The sequence below is a fragment of the Syntrophaceticus schinkii genome (genome assembly GCF_000946815.1).
Taxonomy (GTDB): Bacteria; Bacillota; DSM-12270; order Thermacetogeniales; family Thermacetogeniaceae; genus Syntrophaceticus; species Syntrophaceticus schinkii.
Window position 1 is genome coordinate 1 of sequence record NZ_CDRZ01000245.1, and the last position, 25,236, is coordinate 25,236.

Sequence of the window (25,236 nt, forward strand, 5' to 3'; positions counted from 1 at the left end):
GCCTCGGCGGACAAGGTGTGGTTACTGCAGGAAAAATACTTACCTCAGCAGCTGCCATCCACGAAGATAAGTATGCCATGACCGTGCCCGCTTACGGACATGAGAGGCGAGGTGCTCCCGTTTTTGCTGATCTGGTGGTTGATGAAGCACCTATTTTAACCAAGTGCTTTGTCTATGAGCCTGATTATGTGTTAATTTTTGACCTTTCAGTGATCGAGAAAGGGATAAATGTGGTAGAGGGCGCACACGAAAACACATGTTTTGTAGTAAACAGCCAAAATGCGCCCAAGGGCTACCCATTTAGTAAAGGTTTTGGGTCAGTTTATTATGTTGATGCCACAACCATCGCTAATCAGGTATTGAAGATCAATGTCCCTAACTCCGCGATAGCGGGAGCATTTGCTGTAACCAAAGTTGTTGGAGTGGATGCGGTTTGCAGTGCTCTGAAAGAAGTATTTGGTGAAAGGGCGGGTGAATTGAATGCTGAAGCAGCAAGACAAAGCTTCCAAGCCGTCCGGCAACTGTAGCAAAAAGTACCTTTATGGACCGGTTGCAACGGTGTTTAACAGTGCAAAGACCGGTACCTGGCGCTTGTCCATGCCAGTTTTTGACCAGGAATCCTGTACAAGATGTGGCAGTTGTGCAAAGTTTTGTCCACTGGATATTATTACAGTTCCAAAAGACAAGTCAAAGCCAGTCACAGTGGATTTGGATTACTGCAAAGGGTGTGGTGTCTGTGTTGATGTCTGCCCGAAGAATTGTATCAAACTAGAATCTGAGCAAAGGGGAGGCGAGTGACAGGTGCCGGTAAAAAAGATGTTGGATGGGAATCAAGCGTCAGTGGAGGCTTTAAGGCTTGCCAGGGTCCAAGTGGTGGCGGCTTATCCGATCACACCGCAGAGTCCCATTGCGGAAAAACTTTCTCAATTTATTGCAGATGGGTCACTTGATGCCAGGTATCTAAGAGTTGAGTCAGAACATTCTGCTATGTCTTGTGTCATTGGTGCCCAGTTAACCGGGGTGAGGGGTTGTACTGCCACATCCTCAGTTGGCCTTGCTTTAATGCATGAGGTTCTTGGGGTGGCTTCAGGCTGCCGGGTACCTATTGTAATGCCGGTTGTCAACCGCGCACTGGTCAGCCCCTGGAGTCTGTGGTGTGACCACCAGGACAGTATGGCTGAGAGGGATTCCGGTTGGATTCAGCTTTATGTAGAGAACGGCCAGGAGGTACTTGATGCCATCATTATGGCTTACCGATTAGCTGAGCATCCGGATGTTCTGCTGCCTACCATGGTGTGCCTGGACGGATTTTTCCTCTCACACGCCGCGGAGGGCGTATTAGTGCCTGACCAGGAGACAGTTGACCAATTCCTGCCGCCTTATCAGTGCCATAACCTTTATCTGGATACTGATGACCCGATGTTTATCAACAACCTCACATCATCTGCCGAGTTTACAGAAATGCGTTACCAGCAGAAGGATGCTTTTGCAAAGGCCAAGGAGGTTCTCCCTGAGGTCCAGGCGGAGTTCTATAAGGTTTTTGGGCGGAAGTATGGGATGGTGGAAGGTTATCTCTGTGATGATGCCCAGGTGGTTTTGGTCACCCTGGGATCGATGTCCGGAACCGCCAAGTTTGTCGCCACAAAGATGCGACAGGAGGGGCATAGAGTCGGGGTTTTGAAGCTTACAGCTTTCAGACCCTTCCCGGCAGAAGAGTTACGCCGGGTCTTGCGCGGTATCCCAGTTGTAGGAGTGCTGGATAGGAGTGCCGGACTGGGAGCTGAAGGCGGGCCAGTCTGTTCTGAGGTCAAGGCGGCTCTTTATAATGAGGAAAATTACCCCTCGGTCCAGGGATTTATCGGAGGACTTGGCGGCAGGGATCTATCTACCGGAGTGATAGAAAAGGCTTTTAAGAAACTGCTTGCTATACAGCAGGGCTTGGCAGTCGGTTCAGATAGCGAATGGATTGACCTCAGTGAAAACCCATTACAGATAAGGGAGGTCGTCCAGCATGTATGATATCCAAACAAATGCCAGGGGTCTTGTAGCTCACGGAGTGAGTACCTGCCATGGATGTGGTCTCGAATTGGCAGTCAGGATCATCATGAGTGAACTGGGAGAAAAAACGATTATTGTCATACCGCCGGGTTGTGCAGCACTTTTCTCCGGTTACGGTGATGAAACAGCATTAAAGATTCCCGGCTTTCAAGGCAATTTAGAGAATACAGCAGCATATGCTTCCGGCATCAAGGCCGGGTTAGAATTTCAGGGCAAAGATGATGTCACAGTGCTCGGGCTTGCCGGTGATGGGGGTACTGTAGATATTGGGCTGCAGGCATTATCAGGTGCATTGGAGAGAAAAGACAAGATTCTTTATATCTGTTATGACAATGAGGCTTACATGAATACGGGTGTTCAGGGAAGCGGATCGACCCCATATCGTGCCCGTACGACCACCACACCGGCCGGTAAAGCATCTCCGCCCAAGGATATGATCGGAATCGCAGTGGCTCACGGCATTCCCTATGCGGCAACAGCTTCTATTGCTTATCCGGTGGACTTCCGCAGGAAGCTTCGCTATGCCAAAGATGTGCAGGGTCCCGTTTATATCCATTTACATACACCATGCCCTACGGGGTGGGGTTACCCAGTGGGTAAAACAATCAAGGTAGCCCGCCTGGCAGTAGAGACCTGCTGCTGGCCGCTCTATGATGTCAAAGACGGCGTCTATTCTATGACAAAGAAGGTAAGCAATCCTCGGCCATTGGGTGAGTATTTGGAACTGCAGAAGCGCTTCCGCGGGCTGATGCCTGATGAAGTTGAAGCTCTGGAAAGTTATATCAAAGATAGATATGAGATGTTGTTGAAAGGGTGTAACTGATGAGTATCCAGTCCTTGAAACCTATTTTTGAGGCAGAAAATATAGCTATTGTTGGCGCATCAAAGGATCCAGGGAAAGCAGCCCATCAAATTCAAAAGAGGATGATTAAGCAGGGGTTTAAAGGACGGCTGTTCCCGGTGAATCCTCGTGAAAAGGAGATTTTGGGACTTCCCTGTTACCCGTCTGTGGCTGACATTAAGGAAAGATTGGATTTGATTGTGATCTGTGTTCCTGCCAGGGCTGTTTTATCTGTAATGCGTCAGGCCGCAGATAGAGAGGATATCAAGGGTGCTGTCATCATATCTGCAGGGTTTGCAGAGACCGGGATTCCCCAGCAGGCAGAGCTGCAGCAGGAAATAGTTGAGGTGGCACGCGCAGCAAAGATCAGGGTGTTTGGTCCCAACTGTATCGGTGTGATTAACACCCGCATCTCTCTGAATACGACTTTTTCACCCGGATGTGATGCACTTCCTGGGGATATCGGTTACTTTACACAGAGTGGGGCGCTTGGAGGGTCTTTGATCATGCTGGCGTTGGACCAGCCTTATCCCCTGGGATACAGCAAGTGGGCACATGTCGGAAATATGTGTGATGTAAATAATCTAGAGATTTTAGAGTATTACGGCCAGGATCCTGAGGTTAAGGTGATCGCCGGTTATATGGAGGGTGTTCCTAATGGAAGAGAACTGATGATTCTGGCAGACAGAATCACACGCAAAAAACCGGTGCTGTTGCTTAAAGTCGGGCGGACAGACATAGGTTCAAAGGCTACCTTTTCTCATACGGGAACCCTTTCCGGTTCAGATAAAATATATGACGCAGCGTTTGCTCAAAGCGGTATTGTTAGAGTCAACACAGTTGATGAGTTGATTTACAGCGCCAAAGCGCTTTCTATGGCTCCCTATCCTGCAGGTAACCGCGTTTGTATAATTACTGAAGCAGGTGGGCCGGGGATCATCGCGATGGATGAACTGGGGAGTGATAAATCTGTCAGGTTAGCTCCGGTCACCGAAAAGACGCAAGAAGCTATAAAAGAGGCCCTGCCTCCGATGGCGATGGTCTGCAAGCCCAATGGCTATATTGATATGACCGCTGCGGCAATGGAGAAGGAACATATGGATACCCTGCGGTTGGTGCTGGATGATCCCAATGTGGATTCTGCAATCCTGATTTCGCTGCCCCCCACCTTTTTGCCGGCGGAAAAGCTGGCTCAGGAGATTGCCGGAGTGATCAAAGAGTACAAAAAACCGGTGATGGTCTGTTTTATGAAAGGGGAGCCGATGCTTGCGGCCAGGGCTTACTTAGAAGAAGCGGGAATACCCACTTTCGATACTCCAGCCCAGGCATCAAGGGCTTTGATCAACATGACGAAAGCAGCAGCGCGTCTAGACTTCCAGGGCTCGGGTTTTTCCGATGTTGGCAAAGCGGCTGGCAAGGCACACCAACTGGTAGAGGGCGCGGCAAAAGAAATGCGGAACCTGTTAGAGCCTGAAGCAATAAAACTGCTGTCCGATTATGGTCTCCGGATGTATCCGCATTTCCTGGTTAACAGCAGAGAAGAAGCTGTTAAAGCCGCTAAAGAGATCGGTTTTCCCGTAGTCTTGAAGATTGTTTCCCCACAGATCATTCATAAAAGTGAGTACAAAGGGGTCAGGCTCAACCTCAAAAATGAGGAAGAGGTTGCCGGCTCCTACGACTCCCTTGTTGGTCATATTAAAACTGCTGCACCTGAGGCAGAAATCAAGGGTGTATTGGCAGCCCCCTTTGTTACCGAAGGAATAGAAGTTATTGTGGGAATGATCCGCGATCCCCAGTTCGGACCTGTAGTGATGTTTGGTTCGGGGGGAATTATGGTGGAAGTTTTCCAAGATGTCAGCTTCCGGGTTGCTCCATTCAGTAAAGAAGCAGCACTGCAGATGATTAAGGAAACAAAGATCTCGCAGGTACTGAAGGGTATCAGGGGTGAGGAGCCAAAAGACATCGACTCCTTAGCCAACCTGCTGGCCAAAATTGGGGACGTGGCAGTAGATAATCCGATGATCAGTGAAATGGATTTGAACCCGGTACTGGTTTTAGAAAAAGGTGTGACAGTACTGGATGCACGGGTAATCATTGGAGAATAGGGAAAAAGGTAGTCTCAAATACGAGTCTATGCGTTCAATTCTATATATAAAAAATTATTTGGAGGGATAAGCTGATGATGGAAATGGTTGCACAATACGGGCACGAAAAGGTGGTATTCTGCCATGACAAGGAATCAGGGTTAAAAGCAATCATCGGTATTCACAGTACAGTTTTAGGCCCCGCTATCGGGGGGTGCCGCATGAAGAAGTATGGCAGCACCAAGGACGCCTTGTTTGATGTATTGAGGCTTTCCAAGGGGATGAGCTATAAATGTGCTGCTGCGGAACTGGGGATGGGAGGCGGAAAAAGTGTTATTATTGCTGATCCCAAAACGGAGAAAACCGAGGAACTGTTGAAGGCCTTCGCCAGGGCTGTTGATTCTCTGGGTGGGTTATATATATCTGCGGAAGATATGGGTATGTCAGTGGATGATATCAATTTGATGAAAACTGTGTCTCCTTATATAGTTGGTTGTTCCAAAGAATACGGAGGCCTCGGAGACCCCTCTATGCCTACAGCTTACGGTACCTATCTGGGTATCAGAGCAGGTGCCCAGGTGGTCTTCGGAAGTGACAACCTTAAAGGAAAAACCGTAGCTATCCAGGGTACAGGGAATGTCGGTTACTGTCTGGCAGAACTCCTGACTAAAGATGAAGCTAATCTGGTCATAGCAGATGTGGACAGCGACCGTGTCAACAAAACTGCAGAGGACTTCGGCGCCCGAATTGTATCTCCAGATGAAATCTATGATGTTCCCTGCGATATCTTCGCCCCCTCAGCAATAGGTGGGACCATCAATGAACAGACGATACCACGGCTGAAGTGCAAGGTCATTGCAGGAGCAGCCAACAACCAGTTGCTGACTGAAGATGATGCCAGGAGATGTGAGGCTAAAGGTATCTTTTATGTGCCTGATTTCATTATCAACCTTGGCGGTGTTACCCTTGGGGCATACGAGTATAAACACCTACCCTATGAGGTGGCCTATAAGCAGATCGATATTGCCTTTGACAATGTGTTGAAGGTCGCGGAAATTGCCCGTAAAAACAGTATCACTACAAGCCAGGCGGCAAATATGTTCGCGGAGCAAAAGATTGAGGCTGCTAAAAAGGGTTGGGGATAAAGAGGATCCCTTTAAGGAGGTGATGCCCAAAAATAGCATTGGAAGCGGCTCTGATGGAGTATAGGTGAATTTTAGGAAAGGATGGTACCGCGTGAACGCTCTCGAAGAAAAGGTATGCCGCTGTGTAGATGAGATGCGAGAGGAAATCATAGGATTTCTCCAGGAAATCGTCGGGCAAGCAAGTTGTAACCCGCCCGGAGATACTCGCGGGGTTGTAAGAGCCATTTGCTCAAAGCTGGAAAGCTCTCAAATTTCCTATGAAACATTTCTTGTGGATGAAGTCCATGAGAGTGTTGTGGCCACAATCAATGCCGGCCAGAGTCCGAATCTGTTGTTCAACAGCCATATTGATACGGTTCCTGTTGGTGAGGAGTCGCGCTGGACATATGGCCCATTTTCCGGAGAGATTGTGGATGGGAAACTGTACGGCCGCGGCTCAGCAGATGCCAAAGGATCGGTAGCACCGATGATCATGGCCGGCAAGGTGCTGCAGTTATGTGGTATTCAATTGAACGGGAGTTTAAGTATCAACCCTGTAGCAGATGAGGAAATGGGTGGTGCAAAAGGTGTCAAGCATTTAATTGATACCGGTAAGCTGAAGCCAGACATGGTGGTAATCGGTGAAATTACAACTAATGAAATTGCAATTGCTGAGAAGGGTATTATCTGGCTGGAGTTCACCTCTTACGGGAGAACAGCTCATGCCAGCACTCCCTGGGATGGTGTCAATGCCATCAGCAAAATGGTTAAATTCCTCTATCTGCTGGAGGAGGAATTAACTGAGCGCTTTGCTGCCAGAAGACATCCCTTAACTCCGCCACCATCCTTTAATTTTGGAATGATCAAAGGGGGAGTGAAAGCAAATGTAGTAGCGGACCAGTGTAAAGCTGTCTTCGATCGCAGGATCCTGCCCTTTGAAACACTTGAGGGAACACTGGATGAGGTTAACGAAATAATTGCCAAAGCCCAGCAAGAGGATCCGGAGATTAAAATCGATGTCAAAGTGCTTGACTATGGTGCGCCGCTGGAAACAGCACCTGAAGAGCCATTTGTTCAAACAGCTCTTGATGTATGCAAAGAATTCGGTATAAAAAATGAACCCGTTGGGTATCAGCAAGCAAGCGATGGGCGTTTCTTTTCGGAAATGAAGATTCCTACAATTCTCCTTGGCCCAGGAGATCCATCGCTGGCTCATTCACCAAACGAGTTCATTCCAGTTGAACAGGTTATACAAGCCACAAAAATGTACGCTTTACTTGCTATGCGCTCATTAGGCACAATATCATAAATGACCTATAAAGGGGGAGAATCCGTGAGTCAGAATGATAGCCACAATGAACTGGAAGGACTAAAACCTGTAGCTTATAATAAACGTGTTTTCAGCCTTTTATCGTACATTTTGATGTGGTGGTCATCGGTTATCGTTATTCAAGGTTTTGTTCTGGGGCAGTCTATGCTGCCTCCTGCAGGCAAGTTGAATTTCTACCAGGCTGTAATTGTGATGTTACTTGCCAGTCTTATTCTGGGTGCCCTCTATTCTCTGAGTGGTACACCAGGCCTTAAATATGGCATACCCTTCACTGTACAGAGCCGTGCTGCGTTTGGCCCAAAGGGAAGCAGGGTTGCTACGATCATTCGTGCCATTCCCGCTGTATTCTGGTACGGTATCGGCACCTGGATTGGTGCCATGGCCATCAACCAGATCACTAACACCCTTTTCGGGGTTGGGAATGTGTGGGTCTATTTCTTCTTGTTCCAGGTAATCCAAACCCTCTTGGCCTATAAAGGTATTAAATCCATTAAGTGGTTTGACGTAACTATGGCTTTGGTTTTAGTACCGATTATGGCTTTATGATGTATTCGATCGTCAAAAACTATGGTTTTGAACTATCAGCAAGCTGGAACAGCGCCGGCAGCTGGGGAGAACCGTTCATTATCAGTCTGGTTGCTGTTGTAGGCGCCATTTTTACCAGCGCACTCAACAACTCAGACCTGGCAAGGCATTTGGAACCCAAAAAGGCAGTCAACTGGGTTGGCCACATGGTCGGTGTTACTGTGCCCTACTGCTTCCTGATCATGCTCGGTATTATGTCAGGTGCAGCGGTTGGTATCTGGGACCCGATACAGGCTCTTGCTGAGCTTGCTCCCGGGGTTGCTGTTGCTGTTATCCTCCTTTTGTTTATCGCTCTTGCTCAATTTACAACAAACCTGACGATGAATTGCTTGCCATCAGCTCTTGTTATTATGGAAACTACAGGGCTTTCCTGGGGCACATCGGTAATCATCGTGGGTGTATTGGGTATCGCTACTATGCCCTGGCTTCTCTTTACAAGCCAAAACTTCTTCTCATTTATTGCCTATTACTCGGCATTTCTTGGCCCTGTATTAGGTGTAATGTTAGCAGATTACTTCTTAATTCGCAAGCAAAAATTGGTTGTCAGAGATCTGTATAGCACTGCCAAAGGGATTTACTTCTATAAAGAAGGTTGGAACTGGGCAGGGCTGGCCGCTGTGCTCATCGGTGGTATATGTGGGATCATATTCCTCAGCTATTCTTGGTTGATTGCCATGCCGGTAGGATTTATCCTTTATCTGGTTTTGTATAAGGTGTTTGACCTGCCGGTAGGAAAGGAAGATGAACTCAATTCTGAACCGGTATTTGACATCGGTGACTGATTGGTTACTGCTCAAGTAGCTTCTGTAATAAAAATATAATTAAGGAGGCTTTTCGATGGATTTAGTCATCAAAGGTGGTACAGTTATTTCTCCATGGGGCAGACAGAAGCTGGATATTATGGTGGACAAGGGTAAAATTGTGGCTCTGGGAGATGTAGGAGCAGCAAAAGCTGACCGTGTTATTGATGCAACAGGCAAGATGGTCATCCCAGGTGGAATTGAGTGTCATACCCATCATGAAAATGCTTTCCAGGGTGCTGTAGGCGGAGATGATTTTTATGGTGGTTCAGTTGCGGCGGCTTGCGGTGGGACAACAACAATGATGGACTTTTCAATCACATTGAAAGGGAATATGCCGCTGGACTTCTTGAAAAAGCGTATTTCCATGGCTGAGGAGAGAGGGATTGTTTTAGACTTCAGCTTTCACTGCTGTCTGACTGAAATCAATCCAGAAATCCTTGCCCAGATCAAGGATGTGATCGATTACGGAGCAGCATCATTTAAGGTCTACATGATCTACCGTAAAGAAGAAATGATGCTGGATGACGGCCAGTTGATGGCCCTGATGGATGTTGCCACCAAGCACGGCGGGCTGGTCGGTGTTCATGCGGAAAATGCTGCAATTGCCGAATACAGAACTGACTTGCTGCTGAAAAACGGCAGGACACGCTGGACAGATCACCCGGTTGCCAAACCGAATATCGTTGAGGCTGAAGCAATTCAGCGAGCTGCTCTACTGGCGAAAGAAATGGGCACTGGAATGTATATCTACCATATGTCAACTAAAGAGGGTGTGGACATCTGCCGCAATGCTCATCTGAACAACCAACCCCTCTATGCTGAGACCTGCCCGCATTACCTGACCTTTACAGAGGATGTTTATAATAGAGAGGATGGCTACCTCTATCTGATCAGCCCACCGCTGCGAAAGCAGGCTGATATCGATGCTCTGTGGAAGGGAATGGCTGATAAAGCAGTGCAGGTAACCTCTACTGACCATGCTCCCTTCACACTGAAAGAAAAACAGATGAACATGAAATGGGATGATCAGGGCAATATCATTCAGGAGTACCACACGGTTGCCAATGGTGGACCTGGAATTGAGATGAAACTGCCGACACTGATCAATGGTGTCAGCAACGGAAAGTTGACATGGGAACAGCTGGTCTTTGCGAACAGCTATGGCGCTGCGCGGATCTTTGGATTCTATCCACAGAAAGGGTTAATTGAGGTTGGAGCAGATGCTGATATCGTCATCGTTGACCCGGAGAAGGAAGTAAATCTGACCAACTCTATGCTGCATATGAATGTTGAATATACTCTCTATGAAGGCCTGCCTTATAAAGGCTGGCCGGTAATGACCATCTCCAGGGGTACAGTGCTGATGGAAAACGGCGAGTTTGTCGGGCCTAAGGGTCATGGAAAGTATATCAAGCGCTCCATCGATCCGGAAATTCTAAAGTCTTCCGCTTGGATGTAAAAAAAGGTCGAGATTGAAAGATAGTCAGATATGAGTAGTTGCTGCCGGCCAAAAGCCGGCAGCAATTATTTGGGTCGCCAATTGGGCCAATTATTCAGGCATAAGGAACAAATAAGATCATAATTGCAAAACGCCTGGATGAAATCACCTGGCAGGTGTTTTTATCTGGCAACAAGAACAACTAATTTTTTAATCTGTTGAAAGGGGAAAATGAGTTTGAGTGCTATTGAAACGAGTCTGGAACAGCAATCCAGTATTAACCCAAAGCTCATTTTATTTTGGCTTTTCGTTATAGCCGGTCTCCTGGTAGGATTTCTCAACCCTTGGTCACCTGCGTTAAACCCGTTAGGGCATAAGGTTTTGATGGGCCTGATCATCGCTGTGGGGCTCTGGGTGTTTAAGCCGTGGGATATTCCATTCTCAGTAACAGGATGCCTGTTGATGATGATCTATCTTGTTTTTGGCATTACCCCTGATAAAGTCTTTTCCGGCTTTACCAGTTCGGCTCTCTGGGTATTGTTACCTGCTCTTTATTTCGGCTATGTATTGGTTAAAACAGGGCTTGGTAAACGGATTTCTTATCTGGTAATTAAGGCTTTTAATCCTTCCTTTATAAGCTTGATCTTAGCCTGGGTGGTTATCGGGCTGCTTTTGTCTGCTTTGACGCCTTCAATTACTGTAAGAGTTGCTATTGTCATGCCTCTGGCTTTGAGCTGTGTTGAGGTTTGCAAATTGGAGAAGGGCTCAAATGGAAGGGCATTGATACTTTTAACAGCATGGGCGATGGCTCTGCTGCCGGGAACGGGATGGCTGACGGGTGCTCTGTGGGGTCCAATTGTGATGGGGATGTTTAATGCAACCCCTGGTCTGGATGGCGTTATTACCTTTAGTTCCTGGAGTAAGGCTGCCTTCCTGCCGATTGAAATCATGAGCGTGCTGCTGATCATCGGCGGTTATTTTGTGCTCAGGCCGGAAGAAGGGATTTCAGTGTCCAAAGAAGTATTTGAAGGCGAATATGCCAAGCTGGGGCCAATGAGCAGAGAAGAAAAGGTTACCGGTATAATTCTTTTGCTTTGCTTCTTGTTTTTTGCTACCGGTCAAATTCATCACATTCCAGATGCCGCTGTCTGCCTCGGTGGATTATTTGCTCTCACCGCTGCAGGGGTAATAAAAACCCAGGATCTGAGCTCCGGCATCAGTTGGGATCTGGTAATATTTGTGGGAGTTGCCATGAGTTTGGGGACTGTATTTGCAAGTGCAGGGGTTTCCCAGTGGCTGTCCAGTGTCTTGGTTCCGATGCTTGCTCCTATTACCGGCAACAGTTGGCTCTTTTGTTTTTGCTGCAATATTCTTTCTGCTTATCTGGAGATTCCTTGACATTGCAGTGCTTATTCCGACAATGGCCATTCTGGTTCCCACTCTCCCTCAAATAGCAACAACTTATGGAATCGATCCACTGGTGTGGGTCACTCTCTTTGTGATGGCGGGGAACTGTTTTTTTATGAGCTATCAGAATATGTTTGCCCTGATCGGTGAATCGATACTCGGTGATCAAGGCTGGACACCCAAACAGATCTCCAAATATGGGTTGGTGTATTTAGCAGCGTGTATTATTGCCCTTCTTGTTGCTGTCCCATACTGGAACAGCCTTGGTCTGTTCAATTAGAGAGATCAGGGGGATGGTTCTTCTGATCCAACTATGTATTCTAAAAGTCGTTTCTTCTACTCTTTATTATAATAAAGAGCAATTTGTCTGTTAGTTATACACTGTTATCCCGCTATTATTAACTACTTTAGCAAGTGAACTCTCAGTAAATGGATCAAGAGAACCGTCCCCTTGATCTCCCCTTGACCTCCTGGGAATAAAGTAATCGGGTGGGGTTTTAGCCCCACCCGATGTATATTTTGCTGGATCGAACGTTTTCGTCTGATACGGTTCTTTTGATCCGGTTCGTCTGATCCGCTTTCTACTTTATCTAGGTATCTGGCACCAGAAGATATCAGAAAAATCAACCGAGAGTGCCTGTCACCATATGGTCGTCACCCGGTCACAACCTCACCACATGGGTCCATCTTACAGCGGCATTCTATGGCCATTCCATTCCCTTTTCGTCGATCTCTTTGTAGCTGAAACGAGCGAACAAGGGAGTTAAAGAGGCCATTTCCGCAAAGATCCGCTCGGGGTGCGGGTAGTCCATTTGATAACCCATCTTTGCGCTCAGGGCGATGATGGTCTGCCAGTTGGCCTTGCCTGGAATCGGCTCGATGGCCTTGCGCACTCTCTGGACGCGGCGCTTGTTGTTTGTAAAGGTGCCATCGGTCTCTGCAAAGCTGGCAGCAGGTAAAACCACATCAGCGAAAGCGGCGGTTTCTGTCAGGAATAGGTCATGAACCACCAGGAATTCCAGGTTTGTGAGTGCTGACTGGATTTGTTCACTGTTAGGATCGGTGAGCACAGGGTTTTCACCCAGGATGTACATCGCTTTCAGGTCTCCCTGGTTGGCGTGATCGTACATCTCGGATAGCGTTAAACCGGCTTCTCCCGGTATGGAAACGCCCCAGGCCTTCTTAAATTTCGTGCGTACTCCTTGCTGGTCCACCCGCTGGTAGCCTGCCAGGGATTCGCTCAGAGCGCCCATATCGCTTGCCCCCTGCACATTATTCTGGCAGCGAGGTATTCCTGTGCCTGCAAATTCACAGACGGCTTCACTGCAAAATGTTTCTTCACGGTACATGGCTCCGTGGCAGGGGCTGGGATAGTGGTCGATGTTGTTTGTGCCGATCACTGCCCGTGCGAACTTTTGAAATAGATAGATTTCTTCGTTGGTAAACCTGGTGGAACTTAAAGCAGCGAAAGAATTTGGCCCGTTTTGTTTTGTAATCTCTGTGAGGCGTTCGGCGACCATGTCCAGGGCCTCATCCCAGGTAGCGGGAACAAGTTTGCCATCTCTCCTGATCAGAGGAGTTGTCAGCCGCTTGTCGCTGTGGATGAAGTCACGTGTACCGAACCGGCCTCTGATGCAAAGAGCGCGTCCATTGACTTCATTTTCGGGATTGGAGGTCACCCCCACGACCTTACCATCCTTGACGCGCAAATCAAAGGTACACCCTGTGGCACAGAAGGTGCAAGTGGTTTTTACCTTTTTTAAATTCCAACGGCGGCCCAGGTGGAGCATTTGTTTCTCTGACAGGGCACCGACTGGGCAGAAAGCCACGCAGTTGCCGCAGTAAATGCACTCTGATTCACCCAGGGGTGTATCACCGAAAGGCGCTACCCTGGTATTAAAGCCGCGGTAGGAAAAGTCAATGATGTTCTTCCCGGTGATTTCTGCACAGGCGCGGATACACCTGCCGCAGAGGATGCATTTGTTCATGTCGCGGACAATATAAGGGTTGTCTGTCTCCAATTCATAAGTATGTTTTTCTCCGATAAAGGGGCTTTTGATAATACCGTATTCATAACAGTATTGAGACAGGGTGCATTCCCCCAGCTTTTCACAGGTGAGGCAGTCCACCGGGTGGTTGGCAAGCAGCAGCTCCAAAACGGTTTTTCGCGCCTCCATGACCGCGGGTGTGTCGGTGCGCACCACCATCCCCTCCCTCACTTCTGTGACGCAGGATGCGGGGAGGTTTCGCATCCCTTCGATTTCCACTATACAGAGACGACAGGCACCTACATTACTCAGATCCGGATCGTAGCAGAGTCTGGGGATATGGATTCCTATCTGTTCTGCTGCCTCCAGGACCATGGTCCCTTTTGGAACCTGAACCTCATTCCCGTCAATGGTCAGTTTGACGAGTCCCACTTCCATTCCCTCCTTTTTTTTGCAGAAGAAGATTCAATTGATGAAGTCCTCTAAAGCAGTTGAAATAAAAGCCGGGGTACAGAATGCACTCCGGCTAGCGAATCTCTGCCGTAATTTCCTTTCCGCACCGGGAGGCATGCCTGTTTCCAGGTATACCCTGTCGGTCCGACCGCCATAGCATTTGCCACAGGACAGTGGACTCGGAAAACGGTTGTCTAGGGATAATTCGCCAATTATGGTGAAACTCCTGCCTTGTTCTGAAATAATTGAAGATGCAGTGGGGACGGTTCCTGGCGCATTTCTGTTTCTGCAGTGGGGTGCAATGGGGTGATGGTATGTACCAGGGACGGTTCCTAACTGCATTTTATTGTTCCCTATGGGAAGGAAGATAGGAGCGGGAGGTATTTAGCGTCTCCGGGGAAAGCAATGGAGACGCAGATGTGCCCCGTGATAAAGTGGACAAGTGGCTTGCGGTGGTGGCGGGAGATGGGGGTCAGCTCTATTATCTGCCTGCTGGATGATAAGCACCTTTGTTTATACAGTGATACCGGTAAAGGAGCGGTTTTGGAATAATGATCAGTCCAGGGAAAGGGAAGAAAAACAAGCAACCAGGTTATTCTTTTAGCATACGCGGCTTTCTGCTGGGTCTGATAACAGCTCTTCCATTTCTCCCCCGGTGAGCTTGTTCTTCTCCAGCAGTGCGTTCACCATGCGGTCCAGGCGGGCTTTGTTTTTATCAATGACGGCGACCGTGTTGGCCATTTCTTCCTTAATGATCCCGCTGACGCGCTGAGAAACCTTTGCAGCAAGCGGGCCTCTTGTTGCTTCCTCCTGACTCATGACGGCCATGCCGAATTCGTCGTCCATCCCGTAACTGCAGATCATGGCGCGGACCAGACGGGTTGCCGATTCTAGATCGCCCGAGGCGCCGGTGGAAATGCCGTCTTTTTCACCATAATAGACGATCTCGGCTGCGCGTCCGCCCAGTGACGTGCGGATGCGGTTGATCAGCGCTTCCTTGGTCTGCAGCGGTCCTATATCCTCGTCCGTATGTTCCATATAACCGCCGTGACCGCCGCGGGCGACAATGGTCAGGTAAGCTGGCGTATTGCCGCCGAGATAGCACATAAAGGCGTGGCCGGATTCATGACGGGCAACGCGTTCCAGGTACTCATGGCCCCAGTTTTTCTGCGCCCCGTGCTTGGTAAGCTCATAGGCTTCATCGAGGATTCCATCGTCAAGGGGTATATTTTGCTTGACCGCCATGCGGTTGGCCAGTTCCAGCACCGACGCCATGTTGGCAAGGCTCATGCCGGTAGATCGCCCGGCAAGGCGTTCGATCATCTGCTCCGAAACTTTATGGGTCTTGTTTTTTTTCAGTATCATTTGGATATACCGGTACCTGTCGTCCTTGTTCGGCAGGTCGACCAATACCTTCCTGTCAAAGCGGCGGGCCAAAGCCGCATCAATTGTGCCCATACCACCCTGGCCTTCCTCCACATCAAAGTTTGTTGCGGCCAGAACAAAGACAGGGCGCTTGGGATCAACGGAAAAACCGTCCATTTCGGTCAGCAAAGCGTTCAGGGCCATTTCTTCGCCATGCCCACTATTCGACCCTCCGCGGGCTCGACCTACCGCGTCAATTTCGTCAATGAAAATGATGGAAGGAGCGTATCGCCGTGCCTTTTTGAATAGAGCGCGTACCGCTTCGGGGCCGCTTCCCTGGTATTTCGTCACAAAGGCGCTGGCCACGGCGGGGATAAACGCCACACCGCTTTCTCCTGCCATGGCCTTGGCCAGCAGGGTTTTGCCCGTTCCCGGCGGGCCGTAGAGCAGCACGCCCTTCGGCGGCTTCAGCCCTTGGGCTGAGAACTTTTTGGGGTTTCTCAGATAATTAATAAAGAATTGCAGTTCTTCCTTGGCTTCACCCGCTCCAATGACATCGGCAAAGCGGATATCCGGCTTCTTGGCATCGGTCAGTACTTCGCCGGTGTCGTCCGCGGCCAGCGCCTGTTTTAATCTGAGGTTGCGCACCCGGATCACCACTTTCTTTTTATCAGCAGTAAACTTCGGTGCGGTTTCAAAATAGAGTACCTTGCGTTCTCCCGCCAGACTAGCCGATACATTCTGCATATACAGCCGCCGGCAAATCAGGTGGAGTTCGTCCTCGAATACGCTGAAATCCTCCTGGGGTTCGGCCAGCTTGCCTCTGGCACCGGCCCGCACAAAAGACATCTCCAACTCACTGTCGATGGTAAACAGCTCGGTTTCCAGAAGATAAACTGGCAGTTCGGGCAGACGTTCCCGAATCGATTGAAATAGTTGGTTTCCTTGGCGGATGCTTGCCGCCGCCATTGGGGCAAAATCAAAGGCGTTCACTGTTTTCTGCCCGGCGGCATGGTTCAGCATATAACCTTTCAGCTCGGTATCGTCACCGGGGCAGGTCGTGAATTCGTCTCTTGCGCCGAGATTAAGCAGTACCAGCCGGAGATCCCGTTCGCCGGCAATTTTCAGGGCTTCGTCGTGGTTTGTGGTCTGATGAAAGAAAAAATCGGGGAGTTTTTCCCGGCAGGCGTCTGCCAAATACGGCAGGCCGAAAATCAATATTTCCGGTTTCTCGTTGTTTTGAAAAATCGGAAGGACATCATCGGGAAGGTTTTCTGTTTCCACCTCAAAGCGGATGCTGTCCAGATTCTCCAGTACCGAAGCAAAGGTATCGCTGTTAAACAGGCGGCAGAGCTTGAATATTTCGTTCTTGAAGAAAAGCTCTGTTTGGGCGCGCAATGTTCTGGCGTCCGCCTGCCCGCCCTCGGCAAAGAGAAGTGTAGTCGCCAGCAGGTCATCCGTGCTGACTTCGATCCCGTATTGTTTGGCAAAAAGGCCGCAGAGGCGTTTGAATTCACCCGCGCTGATTTTTTCCAGGTCGTTGGCCTGCAAGTGATTGAACATCAGCGGCCAGCCGGTGGCCATGCGGGAAGTAATGGCAGCGGGGAAATACGGCTGCCCGGTTTGGGGATTTTTCTCCGTCTCCAAGGCGTTGATGATGGTTTTGCGCGGAATGCCGGCGGTGTTTTGTTTGACATCACCTTCGTACAGGGAACGCCCGGCATTGGACGTGAAAATGATCATGGTATCTTTAAACGGAATATCCTCTTCCAGATATCTGTCGGCGAGCCTGCCGGCGTCGAGGATCTGCAAAAACAAATGGATGGTATTCAGGTGCGCTTTTTCGATCTCGTCAAAAAGCAGGATGCTGTGCGGATTCTCCTTGACAAATCCCGTCAGCGTGCCCGGTTTTGCTCCCTGATAGCTGCGTTCGAAGCCGATCAGGTTCATATAAGACTGATGATCGGAAAAGCTGGACATATCAAAGCGCTTATAGGGTATCTGCAAAGCCTCCGCCGCTTGTTCGGCCAGAAACGTTTTGCCGACACCGGGAGGACCGGCGAAAACAAAGATCGCTCTCGGACGTTTGCGTTTTTCATCTGAGGCGGCGAGCACTTCCGCGGAAAACATCCCTTCCGCAAAGGCATGGACCACATGATCCTGGCCATGAACGCTGCTTAAAAGAACGGCGCGCATCTGACGGATACGGGTGGTCAGCTCGGGCAGGAAGCCGATACCCATTTCAGATGGCTGCTCCTCCTGATTGCCCTTCTGCTTATTTTCCTGCCGGCCTGCCTCTTGGCTGCCTGGATACACTTCCAGCATAAGGGGTGTCGGGTGGTCAAGAATAGCGGCCAGTACGACTGCTGCTGTGATATCCTCGTCTTTGCGGCGGGCGGCCATCTTGCCTGCCGTTGCCAGCATTTCCTCCAATTCTGCATTGCCCCCGGACAGTTCTTTCGTATGCAGCAGGTTCCGGAGCTGGGACCGCATCCTGGAGGAGTCTATCCCCTGTTCCGATAACTGTGCCCGAACCGCTCTGATATCCGCGTCGATCTGCTCCTTATGCCGTGAAGCAGGCGCAAAATCATTGGCAGTAAGCTCACTGAGTTTTAACAGTCCGAGAAAAATGTGCTCGATTCTGATGGCGCTGTTCTTGGCTGCGACCGCCTCCGCCTGGGCGCGCACCATGACGAAACGCATTGCCGTATTCAATTCCATACCTGTTTCCTCCGTTTATTGATAAATCCAATCCAAATACCATATCTGCGGTGTGTCTTCATAGCCCACAGTGATCATAAAGCGACCGTCCGGACTGCACACCGGTTTCAACGAATAATAATCAGACCCGCTGTCAATCTCAAAGGTGTTGCGCTGCTCATAAGTAACGGTATCCCAAACCCTCACCGCTTTATCCTGATCACCGGTAACCAGCAGTTTGCCGTCGTGGCTGAAACAAACGCTGATGCTGCACCCCGCAGGGGTCTGCCAGGTATGCAGCCGTTTCAGACGGCGGAGATCCCAAAGGTGATTCAACCCATCCCGGCCGCAGACGGCAAGCAGCGTTTCATCCGGATTCAGTGCAAAGGCTTTGGCCTGGTCGGAGAATTGCTCCTCAGCTCTGCCGTCTGCATACCAGCGCACAAGGCGGCCTGTATCTTCAAGTGCCAATACACTCTTGCCATCCTGCATGATGCGGCACACTTCCACTGTTTCTGTACAGCAGGCAAAAGCATGGGCAACCCGGCCGGAAAGCGTGTCCCACACCAGCAGTGTGCATTCCTTTTTTTCATTGCCCGCAGCAGCGCCGGAGGCAATATATCTGCCGTCCCTGGTGATATCTACGCAGTAAACATCGGTCTCATGTCCGGTAAACGTATGAATGCAAGCTCCGCTTTTGGTCTGCCACAATCTTACGGTTTTATCGTAGCTGGCTGAGGCCATGCAGCCGTAAGCATCAAAACATAACGAAGTAATACCCCGTGAGTGTTGATCAACCTCATACAACGGTGCAAGGGTCCGGGCATCCCATACCCTGATTGTGTCTTTCCCAATACCCCCTGCAATAACCTTACCGTCGGTGGCGACCGGATAACGGGATGTCACCGGATCAAGCCGGCCGAGAAAAATCAGGCTGTCCAAGCCAGCTTTTTCGCACTGCTGCCCGGCACAAAAGGCAATATCCATCCAGCGGGCAGAGGCTGCATAGCCTTCGATGGCCCGAAGTTCCGGAATCCTTTCCAATGCGGCCTGAATTTTGCCGTCGGAAAGGTCCTGCTCTGCTTTAAGCAAAAGCGCATTGAACCGCTCCTCAGCGCTCAAGGTTTGCTGCACGGTTTGAATGCGGCTTAAGTCCCAATACAGGCGATTGGGAATGGATAAAAAACATAAATCATAAATCTGGATCGTGCCGTCAGATTTTCCCGCTATCAGCTTTTTGCCATCGTTGCTGAAAACCGCTGCATTGCAATAAGTGTCTTTTTCATAATAGGTATGGATCGCGCATCCGGTTTCCGTGTCCGCCAGTACCGGCCAGGCGCCGCAGAAAACAGTATACCGGCTATCCGGGTGGAATGCCGCGAACAGCGAATTTGAATGACCTCCGAAACCGAAGAGTCCTTGTCCGCTTTGCAGATCCCATAATATCGGGTAGGCATCCTGAAAGCAGGTCAGCAGAAAACGGTTGTCTGGACTGACGGCCATACCCGTAACCTCAACCTGGTCGGTTGCCCCGCAATGAAAAACAGCTGCCGCAATATCCCCAGAGATCCCGGTACGGAGCAGTCCGGATCCTTTGAAATCATAAGTTTGCAGGCACTCTCCCCTGCGTAAATCATAAAGGCCGATATGCTGCTGGTTATCGGCAATGACAGCCCGCTTGCCGTCCGGAGAAAAACAGAGGGATTTCACGCTGTGCAGCAATTGAATGTCGCATACAAAGTCCTGTTTGGACAGGTCATAGGTTTTGACCCCACCGAAGCGAAAGGCTGCAATGATAACATCTCCGTAAGGATTGAAAAAGATGTTATCGACCTGCCGCGCATCCCAAGTCATGGTTTCCAGCAGTCTTCCTGCAGCGGCATCCCATCTCAGGCAATTGAACAGCCAGTCAACGCTGATTATTTCGTTTTTATCCTGCCGGAAACAAACCTTTTCGATCTGTTCCGTATGCCCCGTAAACACCGTATGCAGGGTTCCATCGGCGAGGTTCCAGACCTTTACCTCCGTCCCCTTGCCGAAAGATGCCAGAAGATCTCCCGCACTACTCAGCGCCAAACCCTTTACTTCTTTGTCATGGGCAGCGAATTGGTAACCTGCCTTTTCCATTTCAGCCATCTGTTCGGCCATTCGCATGGCGGTAACGGCATCAGTAAACGTATTTTCTTCTGTCTTCCAACCTGCATCCTCGCCTGCATCGGGCTTTTGCAGGAGTTCCTGTAAAATGCGCAGCGCCTGCAGTCCTTCGCCCCGGAAAAGATGCATGTTGGCTAGCATGGAACTTTTTCGGAAGGCAGGCTCAGGCCTTATTATCTGTTCCCATCGGCCAATAGCTTCCCGGTCACTGATCAGGCCGGACATCCAGGTATGGACAATTTGATTATAATGAACATGTGTATTTTCCGGGTCAAGGATCAATGCTTTTTCCCAGCACTTTTCCGCTTCCCCCGGTTTGCCCAGGTCGAGTAAGGAAAGGGCGCGGTTGTTCAGTGAGCCCGCCGTATCTGCAGCCGCCTTGGGTGCTGGGCGTGAATAAATGCTGCCTGTCTCGCTTTCATATATTTCATACAATGCTTTTTCCATCACTGCAAAGTCATGGGGGCGCAGGGCTTCATCGGCGTTCAGACACGCTTTAAGCAGAGTCTTCATCTCTTCGGGAATCGCCACTTTTGAGTCCGGAAAATAGGTTTCACAGGCCGCGCCCGCAATCACGCCATTTTCCCATTGGCGTCCCCCCAGATACATCTCCATGACCGATACCGCCCAGGAATAGATATCGGTGCGCCTTGTGAGTTCCTTGCCGCTCTGTTGCTCCAGCGAGCAGTACTCAGGGGTATAGCCGCCTTTGGCCGCAATCAGGGTCCCGCCGGAAGATACGTCTCCCGCGGGGATATCTCCCTCCGTTATCATCGACTCGGCGCGTGCTTTGGCGATGCCGAAGTCCGCCACCTTAACTTCGCCGTTTTTTGTCAGCAGGACATTGTCCGGCTTGACGTCCCGGTGGATCAGCTTCTGTTCGTGGGCGTAATGCAGCCCCCGCGCAAACTGGATGGCGATATCCAGAAGGCGTGTCTGCTGTTCCCGCCGGGTTCCGCGGTATAAGCTGCCGTTGCGGATCACATCGGCCAGACTGCCGCCGTCCATCCATTCGGAGAAGATGGTGGGGACGCCCCCGATTTCACGAACATAGTAACAGGAAACGATGTGGGGATGCAGGCCTAAATTGATCCAGGCGTCGCACTCATTGATAAATTTTTCCTTTTGTTTCTTGGTTTGAAACGCTTTTGCCTGGGGCTGCTTCATGGCCAGGTCAACGTTCCAGCCTGTGTGGTGCACCCGCCAGACGCTGCCCATGCCGCCTTCGATGGCGTCTGATTCAACACGGTAGGTATCGAGCAGAGTCCTGCCTTTGGCAATGATGACCGCCTTTCCCTCATATCGTGCCGCCTCATTATCCGGAACTGCGGCGTCATCATCCACCGTGGCACTGCCTGCAACCGCAGCTTCGGAATCAGGAATTGTGGCGGCATCGTCTGCAACTGTTACTGCCGAGTCCGGCAGTGTTGCTTCCGATTCACAGACGGTTTCTTCGCTGTCATAGATTGTTTTATCATCCTTCATCACTGCACAATCTCCTTATTTTTTCTTCCAGCCGAACAGCCCTTTTTTCTTTTTGGGCTTCAATTCCTCCAACCTGGCGCGTACGCCTCCCGGCCTGAGCCAGCCGTAGCCGCGGTTTTGCAGGTCGGTGATCAAATTTTTAAAGTCTGATTCGTTGTAATCCGGATGCAGGGTTAAAAATATTTCGAGATAAATGCGTGCCTCTTCGTCCCAGTCCGCCCAGCCGGGGAACATATACTCCCAGTCCAACTGCCAGATGCGGCCGGTTGTATCTGCGGCACCGCTGATCAGGTATCCCCCGTCATGGCTGAAGGCTGCGGTGTAAATGCCTTTGCCGTGCCCTTCCAGTGTTCGGATGCATTGCCCGTTTCTGACATCCCACAGTTTTAACGTCAGTTCACGGCTTGCGGAAACGGCAAAGCGCCCGTCCGGCGTAAAACATACGGCGTTAACGGTATTACGATCTCCTGAAAAAATGTCCAAGTGGCCTGAAAAACTGCGGATAGATTCACCGGTATATACATCCCATAAACGGAGCGTTGTATCGCCTGTGCTTCCGCCTGAGAGAAAAGTGCGCCCGTCCGGGCTGAAACATACACTCCAGACGGGACTCCCGACATTATAAGTGTGCAGGTTTGTGCCCTTTTCAAGCTCCCACAGCCGGATTGTCCCATCCTTGCTGCACGACAGTGTGGTTTTTCCATCGGGACTGACGCAAACAGCGGTAATGTCTTTCTCATGCCCGGTTAAGGTACGCAGAGATTTTCCGCTTCGGATATCCCAGACTTTTATTGTCTTGTCCGAGGCTCCCGAAAGAGCATAACGACAAGCGGGATCAAAGGCCACAGCCTCCACGAAACCATTGTGCCCTTCAAGGTTCTTCAGCTTCTTCCCCGAAGCAATGTCCCAAAGTACCAGTTTGGAGTCACACCCTCCCGAAAGCGCCCATTGTCCGTCCGGGCTGATGCAGACCGCTCTTGCCCAGTTGCTATGCTCAGTACAGATATGCAAGCATTCCGCTGTACGCAATGACCATATTCTAACGGTATTGTCGTCACTGGCGGAAACCGCATGCAAGCCGTCAGCGCTGATGGCTGCCGCTCTAACGCTTTGTTTATGGCCATTCAGGATATATGCTGTGCGGCAGGAGTGCAAATCTATTGTCTGGCAATATTTCCTGATTTGATTGTTCAACTCCGCATACCCCGCTGCAGCGGACGCCCCCGGGATATCCTCCATCCTTCTCAGTGTTTGAATCGCTCCGGCGATATCTTTTTCATGGAAAAGGCGGCGCACCTCCGTAAGAAGGGCGGAAATCCATTTTTCGATTTTCAGGATTTCATCTGTGGTTGATATTCTGCACAAAAGCCAATCGGCCCGAACATCAAAAGATGGGACCCGCCAAAGCCGGGTCATATTGTCTGTGCTGCTGGAAACCGCGTATTGATCATCCGTACTGAAGCCAACGTGAACCACCTCGTTGATATGTCCGCTAAAAGTACGCAGACATCTGCGGTTTTTTATATCCCATAATTTAACGGCGTGATCGACACCGCCCGACAGGGCATAGCTTCCGTAAGAGTTGGTGCACACCGACCGGATATTGCTCTTGTGTCCGCAAAAGGTATGCAGCGGCTCCGGGATATCGATGTGCCAAAGGTTCATTTTGTTTACAGTGTTTTGGTCGCCTGCTCCCGTTAAGACATGCAAGCTGTCCCCGGCATAGCAAGCCGCTTTAATCACCCAGCAGGAAGGGGCAGCCTGAATTTCCCGTATCACCTTTCTGTCTGCCAAAGAGTGCACATAGACCTTGCCGCCGCCGCTGCCGGAAAGAATCTGCTGCCCGTCCGCACTGATCCGGATCGAGTGAATACCGCGAAAGTCTTCATAGTATGACCGGACCATTTGAAATGTTTCCGTATCCCAAAGGATCAATTTGTTGGAGCCGGTCAGAAATTGCTTGCCATCGTCCGTAAAGCAGACACTGTGGATATAATTTTTTTGATCCTCCAGCACCCGCAAGCACTTTCCTGTCTTCAAGTCCCAGAGTGTGGCTGTCCCATCCCGGCTTCCTGATAATCCGTACAAGCCATTCGGGCTTAAGGCAACACAGTTCACAGGCGCCGTATGTCCTTGGAAGCTGGCGAGTTGCCTGCCTGTTTGCGCATCCCTCAGGATCACATTATTTTCTTCACCCCGGCCGCCGGCAGAAAGGATATAATTGTTATCCGGCGTAAAAACAGCCGAGTGACCGGTAAAGGCTACATCTTCAACACCATCTTCCTTCACATTCGAAAGCAGCTGTAAGGCGCCGGTATCCGGTATCTGCTCAAGCAGCTGCCTGGCCATGGAAAAATCGCCTCTCTCCAGATGCAAATGGGCAAGACAGAACACGGCAGTGGGTGAATCGGTATTCCGGATAATATTTTCAAGGCGTGTAACGGCTTCTTCGTCGTCGATTTTTCCGTTTCGCCATAGATGTAATCCATAGTTATAGACGGCGCCGGCGTGATTCGGATCGGCTCCGATGGCTTTTTCCCAGCACTTTTCCGCTTCCCCCGGTTTGCCCAGGTCGAGTAAGGAAAGGGCGCGGTTGTTCAGTGAGCCCGCCGTATCTGCAGCCGCCTTGGGTGCTGGGCGTGAATAAATGCTGCCTGTCTCGCTTTCATATATTTCATACAATGCTTTTTCCATCACTGCAAAGTCATGGGGGCGCAGGGCTTCATCGGCGTTCAGACACGCTTTAAGCAGAGTCTTCATCTCTTCGGGAATCGCCACTTTTGAGTCCGGAAAATAGGTTTCACAGGCCGCGCCCGCAATCACGCCATTTTCCCATTGGCGTCCCCCCAGATACATCTCCATGACCGATACCGCCCAGGAATAGATATCGGTGCGCCTTGTGAGTTCCTTGCCGCTCTGTTGCTCCAGCGAGCAGTACTCAGGGGTATAGCCGCCTTTGGCCGCAATCAGGGTCCCGCCGGAAGATACGTCTCCCGGCGGGATATCTCCCTCCGTTATCATCGACTCGGCGCGTGCTTTGGCGATGCCGAAGTCCGCCACCTTAACTTCGCCGTTTTTTGTCAGCAGGACATTGTCCGGCTTGACGTCCCGGTGGATCAGCTTCTGTTCGTGGGCGTAATGCAGCCCCCGCGCAAACTGGATGGCGATATCCAGAAGGCGTGTCTGCTGTTCCCGCCGGGTTCCGCGGTATAAGCTGCCGTTGCGGATCACATCGGCCAGACTGCCGCCGTCCATCCATTCGGAGAAGGATGGTCCGGGATCGCCCCCGAATTTACGAACTAGTAACAGGAACGATGTGGGGATGCAGGCTAAATTGATCCAGGCGTCGCACTCATTGATAAATTTTTCCTTTTGTTTCTTGGTTTGAAACGCTTTTGCCTGGGGCTGCTTCATTGGCCAG

The 25,236-nt window shown here is 50.3% G+C and carries 17 protein-coding genes and 1 riboswitch; of the genes, 13 read left to right on the top strand and 4 right to left on the bottom strand.

The genetic code is table 11. The annotated features are described in order from the left end of the window. The 12 genes from SSCH_RS10220 to SSCH_RS16785 form a co-directional block, all read left to right on the top strand. A partial coding sequence (locus SSCH_RS10220) for a 2-oxoacid:acceptor oxidoreductase family protein (RefSeq protein WP_156972230.1) occupies positions 1 to 527 on the top strand: 527 nt, incomplete at its 5' end. Further along, positions 481 to 798, top strand: coding sequence for a 4Fe-4S binding protein (locus SSCH_RS21975; RefSeq protein ID WP_052835555.1), 318 nt, complete (start codon positions 481 to 483; stop codon positions 796 to 798). The genes SSCH_RS10220 and SSCH_RS21975, both read left to right, overlap by 47 nt. 3 nt (positions 799 to 801) lie before the next feature. Continuing rightward, complete coding sequence (locus SSCH_RS10230; protein ID WP_156972231.1) at positions 802 to 2,019, top strand: pyruvate ferredoxin oxidoreductase; 1,218 nt, start codon at positions 802 to 804, stop codon at positions 2,017 to 2,019. Then, positions 2,012 to 2,881 (top strand): thiamine pyrophosphate-dependent enzyme, encoded by an 870-nt coding sequence (locus SSCH_RS10235; protein WP_044665372.1) that lies wholly within the window; start codon positions 2,012 to 2,014, stop codon positions 2,879 to 2,881. The genes SSCH_RS10230 and SSCH_RS10235 overlap by 8 nt, the downstream gene beginning before the upstream one ends. Continuing rightward, positions 2,881 to 5,004 carry an acetate--CoA ligase family protein gene (locus SSCH_RS10240; protein ID WP_044665373.1) on the top strand — a complete coding sequence of 708 codons (2,124 nt, stop codon included), beginning with the start codon at positions 2,881 to 2,883 and terminating at the stop codon, positions 5,002 to 5,004. The genes SSCH_RS10235 and SSCH_RS10240 overlap by 1 nt, the downstream gene beginning before the upstream one ends. Positions 5,005 to 5,078: 74 nt before the next feature. Then, a complete protein-coding gene (locus SSCH_RS10245) occupies positions 5,079 to 6,128 on the top strand; it encodes a Glu/Leu/Phe/Val dehydrogenase dimerization domain-containing protein (RefSeq protein ID WP_044665374.1) in 1,050 nt (349 codons plus the stop codon). Positions 6,129 to 6,219: 91 nt separating this feature from the next. Continuing rightward, complete coding sequence (locus tag SSCH_RS10250) at positions 6,220 to 7,416, top strand: M20 family metallopeptidase (RefSeq protein ID WP_044665375.1); 1,197 nt, start codon at positions 6,220 to 6,222, stop codon at positions 7,414 to 7,416. A gap of 24 nt (positions 7,417 to 7,440) precedes the next feature. Further along, positions 7,441 to 7,983: a cytosine permease gene (locus SSCH_RS21070; RefSeq protein WP_044665376.1), complete on the top strand. Its 543-nt coding sequence runs from the start codon at positions 7,441 to 7,443 to the stop codon at positions 7,981 to 7,983. Beyond that, positions 7,980 to 8,804, top strand: coding sequence for a cytosine permease (locus tag SSCH_RS21075; RefSeq protein WP_084711089.1), 825 nt, complete (start codon positions 7,980 to 7,982; stop codon positions 8,802 to 8,804). The genes SSCH_RS21070 and SSCH_RS21075 overlap by 4 nt, the downstream gene beginning before the upstream one ends. A gap of 55 nt (positions 8,805 to 8,859) precedes the next feature. Beyond that, positions 8,860 to 10,284 (top strand): dihydropyrimidinase, encoded by a 1,425-nt coding sequence (hydA, locus tag SSCH_RS10265; RefSeq protein ID WP_044665378.1) that lies wholly within the window; start codon positions 8,860 to 8,862, stop codon positions 10,282 to 10,284. Between the two features lie 216 nt (positions 10,285 to 10,500). Continuing rightward, positions 10,501 to 11,661 carry an SLC13 family permease gene (locus SSCH_RS10270; protein ID WP_052835556.1) on the top strand — a complete coding sequence of 387 codons (1,161 nt, stop codon included), beginning with the start codon at positions 10,501 to 10,503 and terminating at the stop codon, positions 11,659 to 11,661. A gap of 22 nt (positions 11,662 to 11,683) precedes the next feature. After that, positions 11,684 to 11,950 carry a hypothetical protein gene (locus tag SSCH_RS16785; RefSeq protein ID WP_052835557.1) on the top strand — a complete coding sequence of 89 codons (267 nt, stop codon included), beginning with the start codon at positions 11,684 to 11,686 and terminating at the stop codon, positions 11,948 to 11,950. 421 nt (positions 11,951 to 12,371) lie between these two features. On the opposite strand, the gene SSCH_RS17650 is transcribed toward SSCH_RS16785, so the two are convergent. After that, on the bottom strand, positions 12,372 to 14,090 hold the full coding sequence (locus SSCH_RS17650; RefSeq protein ID WP_084711091.1) for an NADH-quinone oxidoreductase subunit G: 1,719 nt from the start codon (positions 14,088 to 14,090) through the stop codon (positions 12,372 to 12,374). A gap of 99 nt (positions 14,091 to 14,189) precedes the next feature. Then, a riboswitch (molybdenum cofactor riboswitch) is annotated at positions 14,190 to 14,308 on the bottom strand. Positions 14,309 to 14,537: 229 nt separating this feature from the next. Here SSCH_RS17650 and SSCH_RS21080 point away from each other — a divergent pair. Further along, the gene (locus tag SSCH_RS21080; protein WP_269746184.1) at positions 14,538 to 14,663 is read left to right on the top strand and encodes a hypothetical protein; all 126 of its coding nucleotides are present in this window, start codon (positions 14,538 to 14,540) and stop codon (positions 14,661 to 14,663) included. Positions 14,664 to 14,711: 48 nt separating this feature from the next. Here SSCH_RS21080 and SSCH_RS16790 read toward each other — a convergent pair whose 3' ends face one another. The 3 genes from SSCH_RS16790 to SSCH_RS10290 form a co-directional block, all read right to left on the bottom strand. After that, positions 14,712 to 18,197: an AAA family ATPase gene (locus SSCH_RS16790; protein WP_052835558.1), complete on the bottom strand. Its 3,486-nt coding sequence runs from the start codon at positions 18,195 to 18,197 to the stop codon at positions 14,712 to 14,714. Positions 18,198 to 18,212: 15 nt separating this feature from the next. After that, positions 18,213 to 21,815: a WD40 repeat domain-containing serine/threonine protein kinase gene (locus SSCH_RS10285; protein ID WP_044665379.1), complete on the bottom strand. Its 3,603-nt coding sequence runs from the start codon at positions 21,813 to 21,815 to the stop codon at positions 18,213 to 18,215. A gap of 15 nt (positions 21,816 to 21,830) precedes the next feature. Beyond that, positions 21,831 to 25,236: protein kinase domain-containing protein (locus tag SSCH_RS10290; RefSeq protein ID WP_156972234.1), on the bottom strand; the 3,406-nt coding region annotated here is incomplete at its 5' end.